Origin of the sequence: Flavobacterium caseinilyticum (genome assembly GCF_004349085.1) — a bacterium.
GTDB lineage: Bacteria > Bacteroidota > Bacteroidia > Flavobacteriales > Flavobacteriaceae > Flavobacterium > Flavobacterium caseinilyticum.
This window is the reverse complement of the sequence record NZ_SMFM01000002.1, coordinates 354,834-369,001: the sequence shown is the minus strand read 5'-3', so window position 1 is coordinate 369,001 and position 14,168 is coordinate 354,834. Positions and strand designations below refer to the sequence as shown.

At 36.0% G+C, this 14,168-nt stretch carries 15 protein-coding genes; 10 read left to right on the top strand and 5 right to left on the bottom strand.

Annotation, left to right across the window (positions count from 1 at the left end):
• The first annotated feature begins 137 nt into the window (after window positions 1-137).
• From E0F89_RS06235 to E0F89_RS06220, 4 genes are read left to right on the top strand one after another with little or no spacing between them, the layout of a single operon-like run.
• A complete protein-coding gene (locus E0F89_RS06235) occupies window positions 138-905 on the top strand; it encodes a ParA family protein (protein ID WP_131908990.1) in 768 nt (255 codons plus the stop codon).
• A gap of 4 nt (window positions 906-909) precedes the next feature.
• Complete coding sequence (locus E0F89_RS06230; RefSeq protein ID WP_131908989.1) at window positions 910-1,326, top strand: DUF3408 domain-containing protein; 417 nt, start codon at window positions 910-912, stop codon at window positions 1,324-1,326.
• Window positions 1,327-1,328: 2 nt separating this feature from the next.
• Window positions 1,329-1,961 (top strand): conjugal transfer protein TraD, encoded by a 633-nt coding sequence (locus E0F89_RS06225; protein ID WP_131908988.1) that lies wholly within the window; start codon window positions 1,329-1,331, stop codon window positions 1,959-1,961.
• Between the two features lie 33 nt (window positions 1,962-1,994).
• Window positions 1,995-2,849, top strand: coding sequence for a hypothetical protein (locus E0F89_RS06220; RefSeq protein ID WP_131908987.1), 855 nt, complete (start codon window positions 1,995-1,997; stop codon window positions 2,847-2,849).
• Window positions 2,850-3,101: 252 nt separating this feature from the next.
• On the opposite strand, the gene E0F89_RS06210 is transcribed toward E0F89_RS06220, so the two are convergent.
• The 5 genes from E0F89_RS06210 to E0F89_RS06190 are packed head-to-tail and all read right to left on the bottom strand — an operon-like array spanning window position 3,102 to window position 8,494.
• Window positions 3,102-3,902: a TIGR02391 family protein gene (locus tag E0F89_RS06210; protein ID WP_131908986.1), complete on the bottom strand. Its 801-nt coding sequence runs from the start codon at window positions 3,900-3,902 to the stop codon at window positions 3,102-3,104.
• Between the two features lie 5 nt (window positions 3,903-3,907).
• The gene (locus E0F89_RS06205; protein WP_131908985.1) at window positions 3,908-4,945 is read right to left on the bottom strand and encodes a nucleoid-associated protein; all 1,038 of its coding nucleotides are present in this window, start codon (window positions 4,943-4,945) and stop codon (window positions 3,908-3,910) included.
• Window positions 4,946-4,947: 2 nt separating this feature from the next.
• The gene (locus E0F89_RS06200) at window positions 4,948-6,822 is read right to left on the bottom strand and encodes a DUF3732 domain-containing protein (protein ID WP_131908984.1); all 1,875 of its coding nucleotides are present in this window, start codon (window positions 6,820-6,822) and stop codon (window positions 4,948-4,950) included.
• The gene (locus E0F89_RS06195) at window positions 6,819-7,265 is read right to left on the bottom strand and encodes a three component ABC system middle component (RefSeq protein ID WP_131908983.1); all 447 of its coding nucleotides are present in this window, start codon (window positions 7,263-7,265) and stop codon (window positions 6,819-6,821) included. The genes E0F89_RS06200 and E0F89_RS06195 overlap by 4 nt, the downstream gene beginning before the upstream one ends.
• Window positions 7,262-8,494, bottom strand: coding sequence for a hypothetical protein (locus E0F89_RS06190; RefSeq protein ID WP_131908982.1), 1,233 nt, complete (start codon window positions 8,492-8,494; stop codon window positions 7,262-7,264). Before E0F89_RS06190 ends, E0F89_RS06195 begins: the two co-directional genes overlap by 4 nt.
• A gap of 216 nt (window positions 8,495-8,710) precedes the next feature.
• On the opposite strand from E0F89_RS06190, the gene E0F89_RS06185 reads away from it, so the two are divergent.
• From E0F89_RS06185 to traK, 6 genes are read left to right on the top strand one after another with little or no spacing between them, the layout of a single operon-like run.
• Window positions 8,711-9,016 carry a DUF4134 domain-containing protein gene (locus E0F89_RS06185; RefSeq protein WP_131908981.1) on the top strand — a complete coding sequence of 102 codons (306 nt, stop codon included), beginning with the start codon at window positions 8,711-8,713 and terminating at the stop codon, window positions 9,014-9,016.
• Between the two features lie 11 nt (window positions 9,017-9,027).
• On the top strand, window positions 9,028-9,357 hold the full coding sequence (locus E0F89_RS06180) for a DUF4133 domain-containing protein (protein WP_131908980.1): 330 nt from the start codon (window positions 9,028-9,030) through the stop codon (window positions 9,355-9,357).
• On the top strand, window positions 9,354-11,849 hold the full coding sequence (locus E0F89_RS06175; protein ID WP_131908979.1) for a TraG family conjugative transposon ATPase: 2,496 nt from the start codon (window positions 9,354-9,356) through the stop codon (window positions 11,847-11,849). Before E0F89_RS06180 ends, E0F89_RS06175 begins: the two co-directional genes overlap by 4 nt.
• 34 nt (window positions 11,850-11,883) lie before the next feature.
• A complete protein-coding gene (locus tag E0F89_RS06170) occupies window positions 11,884-12,516 on the top strand; it encodes a DUF4141 domain-containing protein (protein WP_131908978.1) in 633 nt (210 codons plus the stop codon).
• A 3-nt stretch (window positions 12,517-12,519) separates the two neighbouring features.
• Window positions 12,520-13,512, top strand: coding sequence for a conjugative transposon protein TraJ (gene traJ / locus E0F89_RS06165; protein WP_131908977.1), 993 nt, complete (start codon window positions 12,520-12,522; stop codon window positions 13,510-13,512).
• Window positions 13,513-13,536: 24 nt separating this feature from the next.
• A complete protein-coding gene (gene traK, locus E0F89_RS06160; protein WP_131908976.1) occupies window positions 13,537-14,160 on the top strand; it encodes a conjugative transposon protein TraK in 624 nt (207 codons plus the stop codon).
• Window positions 14,161-14,168: the final 8 nt, after the last annotated feature.

Below are 14,168 nucleotides of genomic sequence, written 5' to 3'. Positions count from 1 at the left end.
CATATGTTAGTATTCAAGCAGAGCAATACCTACTTAAATGACCACATAGCTTTCTACAAAACTGCATACGTATAGGCAATAGTAGATAAGTATCTACCAACGCAACGATATAAGTAAATAATTTAATACAGTTAAAAATGAAAACAGAACACAAAACAGTATTCATTGCTTTTTCTTCCCAAAAGGGTGGAGTAGGCAAAACCACCTTTACGGCACTTGCGGCCAGTACGCTGCATTATCGGCTGGGCTACAATGTAGCCGTATTCGATGTTGATTTTCCACAACATAGTTTAATGAAAATGAAGATTCGTGATTTGGCTATGGTGATGGAAAATGAGTTTTTAAAAAGAGTGGCATTCAAACAATTTACAACCATTAACAAAAAAGCTTATCCTATCATCCAACATAAAGCTGAAGGGGTATTGGAAGCTGCGCATGATTTTTTGGAATCCGCTTCCGTTCCGGTTGATTTTATCTTTTTTGATCTTCCGGGTACAGTAAACACTCCCGGTATTTTGAAAGCTCTGGCAGGGATGCACCATATTTTTACACCTATTATAGCAGATCGTGTAGTTATGGAAAGTACGCTTATTTTTACCCAGTTGATGAAGGATGTTATTATGAAAAAAGGAGAAACCTCCATTGAAACCATTAACCTGTTTTGGAATCAGGTAGATGGTCGTGAGCGTTCGCCTTTGTACGATGTTTATAATAAATTGATAGATGAATTGGGATTAAGTCTGATGCAATGTCAGATTAAGAACAGCACACGTTTCCGCAAGGAAAGCGAAGCTGGTGCCAAGACAATTTTTCGTTCAACTTTAATGCCTCCCGATGAACGTTTGATGAAAGCTTGCCGCTTAGACCAGTTTATGACGGAATTTTTAAGAATCGTTCAATTGTAATAGTATGGAAAAAGACAATAAGAAAAAAGCTATTCCTGAAATCAACGAAGAGCTAATGATGAATTTAATGGTAGATGGAGTAAAAAGGGAAGGGTTGCAACTTCCGCCGGAAGAACCCGAAGCTCCTATGAAACCGTTACAGGAAAAACCTTTACTGAAGGAACGTAATAGAACCAAAAAAGTAAATGAACAGGATTACGAAAGTATATTTTTCAAAAGGCCTGGTACCAATGCCCGTGATGGCAAAACAGTATATATCCGACCTGATTTTCATGAGAAACTGTCGCGTATAGTACAGGTAATAGGTGAAGATAAGATAACCATTTACGCCTACTTAGACAATCTTCTCGAATATCATTTTCAGGAGTTCGGTGAGCAGATTACCACAAGCTTCAACGATAAGTACAAACCTATTTTATAATTATGGAAACAGTAATCGTTATATGCTTACTCATTGTTATTGCGCTGTTGTTGGAGGATAAGATTATCATCAGGAAAGGGGAGGAGCAAAAACCAACGCAGGAAAAACCCAATCCAAAACTACCCGATATTATGGGACAGCCCAAACCAATGAGAAGCCTTCCAGTGTCAATGAGTGCGACTGAAAGCCAAATTAAAAAGCAAGAACAGGAAATTGATAATTTTGATGTTGAAATCGACGAGGAAGATGTCGATATGCAAATTCCGCAGGAAGAACTGGACGAAGTTTTTGGGAATATGCCTGATTTGGAGGAAGAGGAAGAAGAATGGAACAGGTATGGAATATCCGGTGGTAATGACGGTTTTGCCCAAGGGGTTACCTTTGAAGAACTAAGCTCCGTGGGGATGCTGCTGCAAAAAGAAAAATTGGAGCCATCTCAAAAGGAAACAGCAGTTGCTATAGTTCAGAAAATACAAGGAACCGAATTATTCACCTTACTGGAGAATTCTATGGAATGTGCTTCCCGTAAAATAGCTGAGCTATTAGACGGGAGCTTTTCTTCTGAAACGGATACCAGTTCTTCCATTTTGCGGAAAAATGATTTGGAGAATTTTGATATTGGGGATTTTCTATAGACTTCCCTTTGTCTTTTATAAAAGATGGACATTATGGAAAGAGAATTGCCCGAAATTAAAATTGAGGGAACACAATACCATTTCGACATAAACCAAATGGCATTACTCGAAAAAGAAAGACCTGAATGGAGACTCTTTCTGGAGGATATGAAAGATTGCGGCACACATTACGAATTTGTATATGATAGAAATTCCAAACGTCTAGACCAATCAAAGACGACCGATGGAATAAGTTCATCTGATATAGCAAAACAAATCTTTACGACTGTCAAAATACCTCAAATTTCCGAAATGGATCCATTGGGTATGTTTAAAAAGTACAACTGCTCATTTGGTGATATTCGACAAAAGACCGACTTTGAAATAATGGTGGATCAGAAAGCTTTTGAATTACGTATAAACAAAGGACTGCTACCCATTATAGAAATTACAGGGCATACTTTTTATGTTGATTTACGAATGGACAAGCTAAGACCCAAAGATGATTTCCGTTCCCAAGGCATTGTGTTTTCAGATATCGAAAGCTACTATGACGGAGATAAAAGAACATATACCATTCCCTATAATCCAAAAACACACCAATTTCAGGAGCCTGATTATCGTCTCATAACCGAATTTCCTAAGGATTTAATAGCTGTTGAATTTCCATCTGAAAGATTATTGGACAGGATTGGTTGGAACAGGAAGTATGGATTGGACATTAAGCATGGACTGGTAAAGCAAGGGTTAAAAATGCAGTTTACAGCAAAGAATGTTCCGTGGGAAAAAACTTTTCTAGTCGATTTAATTCAAAGCAACCTTAAAATAGAAAAGATGCTAAAAAAAGCTGCCGAAAAACAACAGCCAATCCAGCCAAAACAAAGTAAACAAAAAGGGCGTAAAATGTAAATCGAAAAGGCTACAGTAAAACATCAAATGGTAAAAGTTTAGCATTTTTTTATACCCAATTTCTGCTCAGAAAATACAGGGAGCCTAATTATTGAGCCTGCTGGAAAATTCCATTGAGGGTGCATCCCGAAAAATTGCCGAGCTATTGGACGACAGTCTTTATTCTGAAGCAGATGCAAGTTCTTCCATTTTGCGGAAAAATGATTTGAAGGATTTTGATATTGGGGAGTTTACTTAAGCTTCCACAATATTTCAAATTGCTTTGTCTAAACGTTTATGTATAAAGGATATTGTATTTAGGATATCAAGAGCTTCATCTTCAGTAATCTCATATTTAATTTTTGGTTCATGTGCAGTTGGGTTTCTTATTAAACCGAACACACCTTTTATTAGATTACAAAGACCAATATGTTCACTCCGGTCAGTATCGGTTTTTAAGTAATTTATACTTATCATAGGATTAGTAGTTGAAAAAGCTGTTTCTACTAAAGCATTACCATCTGCGTAAAGTCCAGTCATTTTTCTTAACCTGTCTGCAATACTTTTTGTTGCTTCAAAAACAGAATGAAAGTAATTTTCTACTAATAATTCAGCCTTACAATATTCAAATATTTTATTATGAATACTACGACTTTCTAATTTTTGTTTTAACCGACTTGCTCTTTGTTCCGCTTCAGAGATTGTTTTTGCTTTTTGTACCTCCCTGATATTTCCTTCCTCGGTAATTTCTGCACCCATAAAAAACAATCGCTTGTTTACTTCTAATCGTCTATTATGAAAAACCTCTTCCTTTCCAATGTATCTGACAGGTTGTAATGCATCTTTTATAAATCTTAAGATGTGATTTGAACATTGATTTTTATTTTGCCAATCGGCAAATGCTGAATATAATCTTCTCCACTTTGTATTTTGGGAATCGATATCCGGGATATTAGAATTTAAAAGGATTTGGCCAATTTCAGTACCAGTTAGACCATCTACGGTATCCCCAATCGTTCTACACAATCCTTCCAATACGTGAGTCTCGAACATTGGACGTTTAATACTTGCCATTTTTTCTACTTTTCTTCATGATAATAGATTTTATAATACTTTCTGCCATCCTTTTCAATACCTTTTTCAATAAGATTTTTATCTCCGTGAATGTAGATGTCAAAATTTCGATCAAGTTTTAATACACTTTTGAAAATACGAGATTGTTTTTTTACAGCTTGAGAAGATATTTGAAAATTGTCTGCTAGTTCGACTTCATTTTCTTGTCTGTAAGTTTGGTTAAATTTCTGGAACGATTCTATTAAATTTTCATCTCCAAAAACTTGTTTTTCAAATTCTTGCTTATTAAAGGTTTCACTATTTTTGAAATAGTCAACAGAACGATTTAAAAAATCAATTTTATCAGCTTTGGAAACTTCAAAATTTTCATCTAATTGTTTAGTAACAAACTGTTTTGCAATGCCTAAAAATTGATTGGTTTGATGAAAATCATTTTTGATTGTTTTGATTCCTAAAAAATCATCTTTCCAATATTGGGCTTCTGAACTTTTATTGGTATTATCAACGACAGAAATTAAAAAACCATTCTCTTTTCTGGTATTAAAAATTAAGCATCCTTTATCTAATTTATTTGTATTTATTCCTTTTTCTCCAGTTAGTTCAAATCCATTTTCTTTATTATTTATTTTAAGAATAGTGTCTTTATTTTCTGATTTAAAAATACCAATACAGTCTACTATTTCATTATTTATTTTGCAATCGTTGAAATAGATTATACCTAACTCACCACTTTTTATTTGTGGATGAGTACTCTTATCATATAAATATCGACCTGCATTTTGTGATTGTTCAATAAATGATTCTTTACTTTTAAAAATTGAACTTACGAATTGATATACAGGATTAAGTTCCAAATTTGGAAGAAAAAAGAATTGATATAATTCTTCGAACTTAAAACTATTGTTTAGCAACTGCTTAATGTGCTCTTCAATTTTATCAAAATCAGTTAAAATATCGGAAAAACGTACACCATCTCCATTGTTTTTATTTCCAATTGAATGAACTATAAATTTATTTATTTCGCCTAATGTTATATTTTGCATAGTTAGTTGTTGTAAATTTCTTTTGGAATTAATCCTTTCCCGTCTATAAATTCATCTACAGTATGAAAATGTGATAAATTGTTGTCGATCCAATACTCTTTAGGTGCGTGTTCAACCATAAAAATTTGAAAATGTGTATTTTTTTGAGTTGTTAAATAATTAATAAATGAATTTAACAAGGTGAACGCATCAATAAGTTTTGTTTTATCATCATTTCCTTTTTTATTGTCTCCAGTGTAATAAGGAATACTTGGTTGGTCAATAAATAAAAATTGAGGGACGTGTACTTGCTCTATATTTATTATGTGTTCGTGTAATCCTAAATAAACACATAAGTGCATAAACATATAATTAGATTTGCTTCCAACGTTATCTAAAGGAAATTGAAATTGATCTATAGGTGGATACAATTTCAAAATCATTTCATTCTCATCAAATCTCGTTGTGTAATTTTTATAGGTAGGTAGTGAGTTTAATTGATTGTAGTTTCTTTGAATACTCTCGTCTAACTGAGTTTTCATCAAATACTTTATCTGATTATTGTTTATTGGAACTTTTTCTAAACGAGCTTTTTCTTCATTCAAACTATTCAATTTTATTGTATCAATAGGTTTATTTATTTTACCTTTAAATATTTGTTCGAGTATAATTTCTATTCTCCCTAGTTCAATGAATTTTTGTCCTTCTGATTGATGATTTTTCTTAATATCATTAAGTTGAGTTATTCGTTTGTCAATTTCCTGAATTTGCGTTCGTAACTCCTTAACATCACCTGTAACTTTCAAGGGTTCGGTAATTTTATTTGAAAGATTAATTTTAATTTTTTTCAAAGAAGATTCTAATGACTCTATAAAAAGTTTTGTTTCGTATGAATCTACTAATTGGTCTGATAATTTTTGACTTAAAAATTCTATAGGTTGTAAGCTGTCAGCAGATTTATTTAAGTTCTTTTTATATAGATCATATTCTCTTTGATATTGACTTATAGCATTAAGCTGTGCTTGTAGTCCGTTTTTGTTTTTGTACAAAAGATTAATTTCCGAAAATAATTTTGAATTTTCTGCAACCTTCTTTGTGTTAGTAATAATATCTTTAATCGTCAAGATTGCATCATCTACATTATCGAAAGAATCAGAATATTCAATGAATTTTTGTGTTTTACATTTTTCAATTAGGTTAAATATTTCTTTTTCAAAATTCTTTGTGTTATTTTGATTATTTCTTTCTTGATTTTTAATTTTTTTTAAATCAGTATCAATTTCTTTTAGCCTTTCGTTGGCTTTGATATTTTTCATATCATTTACTCCAATCACCAAATCAAAAATATGACTTAAAGCATTGTCATATTCTTCTTTACCATAAAATGTAGTGTCAAAATATGTTTTTGAGGCACCAATAATATCTTCAGTAATCGAGTTAAATAATAAAAAATGCCTAAACGAAATGTTGAATGATGTTTTTCCCATTTCTTTTCCATAAGGAAATCTTAATGTATCGGTAATTCCAAATTTTTCATCTAAAATTGATTTAATCTCTGCAATTTCTTTATTTTTTATTGGGTTATTTGGGAATGAACCCCAATTAAAAAATACTTCCGATGAAACCGCTCCATTACTTGGTGTTTTGCGAACTATAGATATTTCTTTTTCTCCTATTGTAAAATGTATTCCAAACCATAATACTTTATCATTGATTGTATTTGCTACATTTACGTCTCCTGACAATAAGCAATAGTCAATTATACTCCAGAAACTTGATTTTCCAGTGGTTGCATCCCCTGTAATGACATTCACTTTATCGGGTAAAAATTGATAGCTTTTAGGTTCCGTATTTTCGTCCTTAAACCAAAGCTTTATTTCGTGAAGTATAAATTTCATAATTGTACTTTTAAGATTTTGTATAGTTGAATGGTAGAATAATTTTCTATCATTGATAAAAACTCTGGAATTACTCCCTCTATTTTAGTAAATCTTTCTCCTAAATTTTCATCTTTTGAATATAATTGAGTAGTCGCTATTATTTCATTTCCTATACTTATTTGATTGCTAGTATTTAATATTGTCAAAGAATTAATTGTAACTGGCAATAGTGATAAATACCTCTTATTAAACGATGTAAACAAACGGGATTGTTCTTTTATCATATCCTCTAATTCCATATCTTGATTTTTGGACAAATAACTAACTGTTCTATCATCCAATAAGAATGGCAAAACCAAACAAGAACGAGCAATATCTAATCTGTCGATATTATTCAATATTGATAAAAATATGCAACTTGCAATTGCTTCGTTATTATATACATAGTAGATTTCTTTCATTCCTTTTTGTATTTATTGCCCCAATCAAAATGCCATCCAATTTCAAGTTTGTCTGATAGAGCGTAGTAATGTCCATTGCTAAATTCAATACCCAAATCTGAATATCCAGGTATTGACAAGTCTTGTTTTCTGATATAGTCAACTAAATCGACGCCTAAGTTTTTAATATCATCTTCTAAATCCTCAATGGCATAACCATTATTTATTTGACGCTCAATTTGTCTATATTTTGCTTTAAATTCATTTATCCATATTAGGATACTGTTATTTTTGAATTCTTCTATGTCTGTAAGTAAAATGAAATTTTCTTCCTCAGACCAATAAGTAAAATGATTTAAAAATTTCAGCATTTGGGTAGTGTAATTCCTAATATCATTTGAACCTGTTTGCACTTCGCCTATGTCAAGTAATTGCTGTATGAAAATCTGACTTTCTAAATCATCAGGTAGTAAAACAGGAAATTCTCTTTTGGGTAGGGGTTTAATATCGGTTGCTATCTTGAAACATTTTCCAAATTTTTTTCCAAAATCTTCACCTGAAATTTCAAATCTTTGACCAGCTTTTATTTCTAAATACTTTGATAAATTCAAATTTGATGATAATTTTTCAAATATTGGCTCAACTAAGTTTTCTTGATAGTGTTTTTCAAGTATTCTTTTTTTAATCTTATCGATAATTTCATCTTCACCGGTTTCTATCGTCAAATTCTTTAAAAATAGTTCAAGTTTACTTTTACTTAATTTGGAAACATTTTTAAAGTATTTCTTCAACGTTTCGTCTTGAGTTTTGTTCCCTAATTCAGCTATTTTCAATTTCACTTTATCAGAATCATTATCTTCTTTGAATGTATTAAGCGTAGTTATAAAATCATTGTTATTTTCACTCTTATTTGTGACTAAAATGAATGTATGTTTTTTAAGAAAATCGGAACTTTTATCTGCATTAATAAAATCAACCCAATTAGATAAAGTTTTCCATAAGTCAGTATCCAAATCCGTTAAATTCTGAGGATTACCTTTTGAATTTTTTATGATTGTATGTTTTGCTTGATATAATACTGTTGTTCCATCTTCTTTGTCAATATGTACATCATCCTTAACTTCAAATCCAATTTTTTGACCGAATGTAAGATCAAGTGCTAAAAGCATAAAGTAATAGAATTGATAGTCAAATCCTATTGCTTGTGGTCCAGCTGTGTGTTGTTCTTGTATTGTTTTTGTTCCAGCCATATATCCTTTAAATATTTTTGTCAGAAGTTGTTAAATAAGTATTTCATTTTTTTTAAGATTGGCTAATATACTACATTTTGATGCTTAATAAGCCTCTCACCTCCAAACAATTCCTTTAACTGCCACTTTGTTAGACTACCTCAATTTTCATAACACCTTTGTCTCCGAAAGCCCGTAAAGTACGGGAAGACAATAACAATTTAATGTGTTTTAATCATGAAAAAACAAAGAAAAAGAATCCTGCTGTCAGCAATGGTAATGCTGACAGGTTTGGGTGCGATGGCACAGGGAGACGGTTCAGCTGGTATCACCGAAGCCACTCAAATGGTTACGTCCTATTTCGATCCTGCCACACAACTCATCTATGCTATTGGAGCCGTGGTAGGTCTCATTGGAGGGGTTAAAGTGTACGGCAAGTTCAGTAGCGGAGATCCCGACACAAGCAAGACGGCGGCAAGCTGGTTTGGTGCCTGTATCTTCTTGATTGTTGCGGCTACCATTTTGCGTTCATTCTTTCTTTAATCCCTTGCCTTATGAATTACAATATCAACAAAGGCATCGGAAGAACGGTAGAATTTAAGGGCCTGAAAGCACAATACCTGTTCATATTCGCAGGCGGACTGCTGGGAACGCTTATTCTGGTCATGATACTTTACATGGTCGGGGTCAATTCCTACATCTGCCTGTTGCTTGGAGCAGGCGGTGCTTCGCTGATAGTATGGCAGACCTTTTCACTGAACAAAAAGTATGGAGAACATGGGCTGATGAAAATCGGTGCAAGAAAAAGACATCCTCGTTACATCATCTGTCGCAAGCCTGTACATCGCTATTTAAAGTTCACCCCTAAATCGAATGCCGTATGAGGAATGTAGCCAAAACCACAACGTTGGAAAATAAGTTTCCCTTACTAGCGGTGGAAAACAATTGTATCCTGTCAAAGGATGCAGACATTACGGCCTGTTTTGAAGTGCGTTTACCGGAACTGTTCACAGTGGCTTCTGCGGAATATGAAGCCATTCATTCTGCTTGGCACAAAGCCATCAAGACGTTGCCTGATTATACGGTTATCCATAAACAGGACTGGTACATCAAGGAAAACTATACACCCGACATTACGGGTGATGGTTTGAGCTTTTTGGGCAAATCCTACCAACAGCATTTTAACGAACTTCCTTTTCTTAACCATTATTGCTACCTGTTCCTGACCAAAACCACTAAGGAAAGAATGCGTACGCAGAGTAATTTTTCATCGCTTTGTAAAGGTGCTCTCATACCAAAAGAAATCAGGGATAAGGAAGCGATTCATCGTTTTATGGAAGCGGTTGCACAGTTTGAGCGTATTGCAAATGACAGCGGATTTATCGGGTTACGACGCCTAACGGAAGAAGACATCATCGGTACGGATGAAAAACAAGGATTATTGGAACAATATCTAACGCTGTCAAGGGAAGCCGGAACACCAATGCAGGATATAGCAATCGGAGCTGAAGAAGTGCGCGTTGGTAACAAAAGATTGTGCCTGCACACTTTATCCGATACGGACGATCTGCCTTCAACTGTATCAGCAGATACCCGTTATGAAAAACTATCTACCGACCGGAGTGACTGCCGTTTATCGTTTGCTGCTCCAGTGGGATTGCTCTTAAACTGCAATCATATCTACAACCAATATCTGTTTTTGGATAACAGCGAAGACAACCTGCAAAAGTTTGAGAAGTCCGCAAGGAATATGCACTCACTGGCTCGATACAGTCGTGCCAACCAGATCAATAAAGAATGGATAGAGCGGTACCTGAACGAAGCACACAGTTTTGGACTGTCGTCCATCAGGGCACACTTTAACGTTATGGCTTGGTCGGATGACCCTAGCGAATTCAAACAGCTAAAGAATGATAGCGGTAGTGCTTTGGCACTGATGGAATGCAAACCCCGCCATAATACCACCGATGTGGCTACGCTCTACTGGGCAGGAATGCCTGGAAATGCCGGAGATTTTCCAAGTGAAGAAAGCTTTTACACGTTCATTGAACCCGCATTGTGCTTCTTTACTGAAGAAACTAACTATCATAATTCGCCATCACCATTTGGTATCAAGATGGCAGACCGTCTGACTGGAAAACCTATCCATCTTGACATTTCCGACCTGCCGATGAAGCGAGGTATTATCACGAACCGAAACAAGTTTATATTGGGTCCTTCGGGAAGCGGTAAATCTTTCTTTACCAACCACATGGTTAGGCAATACTACGAGCAAGGCGCACACGTTCTGCTGGTAGATACGGGTAACTCGTATCAGGGATTATGTGAACTTATCAAAGGAAAAACCAAAGGCGAAGACGGGGTTTACTTCACTTACACAGAAGACAATCCCATTGCCTTCAATCCATTCTATACCGATGATGGAGTGTTTGACATAGAGAAAAGAGAAAGTGTCAAAACCCTGATACTTACACTTTGGAAACGTGACGATGAACCACCGACACGTTCCGAAGAAGTGGCATTATCCAATGCGGTAAGTGGCTATATCGAGCGTATCAAACAGGATGATGTATATGCTTCTTTCAATGGTTTCTATAATTACGTGCAGGGTGATTATCGTAAGGTATTGGAAGAAAAACAGGTTCGGGAAAAAGACTTTGACATCGCTAATTTTTTGAACGTACTGGAACCTTACTATAAAGGAGGCGAATACGATTACCTGCTCAATTCTGATAAACAGTTAGACCTGCTTTCCAAACGCTTCATTGTGTTTGAAATTGATGCGATCAAAGACCATAAAATTCTCTTTCCAATTGTGACCATCATCATCATGGAGGTGTTCATTAACAAGATGAGAAGATTGAAAGGTATCCGCAAACTCATTCTGATTGAAGAGGCTTGGAAAGCGATTGCTAAAGAGGGAATGGCAGAATATATAAAGTACCTCTTTAAAACGGTCAGGAAGTTTTTCGGAGAAGCCATAGTAGTAACGCAAGAGGTAGATGACATCATCCAATCACCCATCGTCAAGGAAAGTATCATCAACAATTCCGATTGTAAAATCCTGCTCGACCAGCGCAAGTACATGAACAAGTTTGATGACATACAGGCAATGCTTGGCTTGTCTGATAAAGAAAAGGCACAGGTACTTTCGATCAATATGAATAATGACCCATCACGGCTCTACAAGGAAGTTTGGATTGGTTTGGGTGGAACCCATTCTGCAGTTTATGCCACAGAAGTGTCCGTTGAAGAATATCTCGCCTATACCACCGAGGAAACGGAGAAAATGGAAGTGATGAAGCTTGCCGGTGAACTAGATGGAAATGTAGAGCACGCTATCAAACGGATAGCCCTACAAAGAAGAGAAAAGTAAATACAATTATTAATCATTTAAAAATCGAAGAACAATGAAAAAAATACTATTCATGGTGTTGACAGCACTAATGTTGGCTGTAGCACCGTCCGCAAAAGCCCAATGGGTGGTTACAGACCCCACAAATCTGGCTCAGGGAATTGTTAACAGTGCCAATGAAATGGTACAGACTTCATCCACGGTATCCAATGTTATTAAAAATTTCAAGGAAGTGGAAAAGGTATATAAACAGGGCAAAGAATACTATGATAAGTTGCAAGCTGTCAACAATTTGGTGAAAGATGCCCGTAAGGTGCAGCAGACAGTACTGCTGGTTGGCGATGTTTCCGAAATGTATGTTCAGAATTTTGGCAAAATGATGAATGATCCCAATTTTTCTCCCCAGGAATTGATGGCTATCGCCAATGGTTATGCAGCACTGCTCAACGAAAGTACAGCACTGCTGAAAGAACTCAAACAGATCGTAAGCTCTTCCAGTTTGTCATTGAATGACAAAGAGCGTATGGATATTATTGACCGTGTGTACAAAGAAGTGAAGGAATACCACAGCCTTGTACGCTATTACACGAACAAAAATATTTCCGTAAGCTTTCTTAGGGCAAAAAAGCAGAACAATACTAAAAGAGTACTAGACCTCTATGGAACAGCTAACCAAAAATACTGGTAAGCTATGGAATTTGATAATCTTCACGAGGTTCTGCGCTCCTTGTATGATAAGATGCTACCACTGTCCGCCGATATGGCGGCAGTGGCTAAAGGAGTAGCTGGTTTGGGAGCCTTATTCTATGTAGCTATTAAGGTATGGCAGGCACTAAGCCGGGCAGAGCCTATTGATATGTACCCTTTGCTTCGTCCTTTTGCATTAGGCCTTTGTATTATGTTCTTCCCGACCATGGTACTTGGAACTATCAATGCAGTGCTAAGCCCAGTGGTACAGGGGACACATGCCATTCTCGAAAATCAGGTGCTTGATCTGAACGACCTGCAGACAAAAAAAGACCTGTTGGAACGGGAAGCCATGCTTCGAAATCCTGAAAACGCCTATTTGGTATCGGACGAAGAATTCGATAAAAAACTGGAAGAACTGGGTTGGTCACCATCTGATCTGGTCACGATGTCAGGGATGTATATGGAAAGAGGAATGTTCAGCATTGAGCAGTCTGTAAAAAACTGGTTCAGGGAATTACTGGAAATTCTATTTCAGGCAGCTGCTCTGGTAATTGACACCATACGTACTTTCTTTTTGATTGTGCTGTCTATTTTGGGTCCGATAGCTTTTGCTATATCGGTTTGGGATGGTTTTCAATCCACACTTTCGCAATGGCTTACCCGATACGTTAGTGTATATCTATGGCTACCCGTTGTCGACCTGTTCAGCTGCATGCTTGCTAAGATACAATCTCTGATTATAGAAAGGGATATCGAAATGCTTGCTGACCCGACTTTCATTCCCGATACGTCAAATACCGTATATGTGATTTTTATGATCATTGGCATTGTGGGATATTTTACCATTCCGACCGTGACAGGCTGGATTATTCAGGCTGGTGGGGCAGGGAATTTTACTCGTAATGTAAACCAAACCGCAATGAAAGCCGGAAATATTGCTGGAGCCGGAGCCGGCTCGGCAGCAGGAAATATCGGCGGGCAATTACTCAAATAATGTAGAACGATTAATCAGTAAAAAATGGAATTTAAAACGCTAAGAAATATCGAAAACAGTTTTCGCCAAATCAGGTTGTACGCTCTTGTATTTGCCGTTCTCTGCATCAGTGTTGCAGGATATGCAGTATGGCAATCCTACCGCTTTGCAGAAGAACAACGCCAGAAGATCTATGTATTGGACAATGGCAAATCACTGATGCTGGCACTTGCACAGGATGCGTCCATCAACCGTCCGGTCGAAGCAAGGGAACATGTAAGACGTTTTCACGAACTGTTCTTTACGCTGGCTCCCGATAAGAATGCTATCGAAAGTAATATGAGCCGGGCGTTTAACCTTGCCGATAAAAGTGCTTTTGATTATTACAAAGACCTTTCGGAAAAGGGATATTACAACCGTATAATATCGGGCAACGTACAGCAACGTATCGAAGTAGATAGTGTGGTCTGCAATTTCGACACCTATCCCTATTCGGTACGCACCTATGCCAGACAGTTCATCATCCGTTCTAGTAATGTGACCAAACGTAATCTTTTTACTTCCTGTTTTCTTGTGAACTCTGTCCGTTCGGATAATAACCCGCAGGGCTTCAATATCGAAAAGTTTGCTGTTTTGGAAAACAAAGATATAGAGGTCATTGAACGCTAAAACGTAGG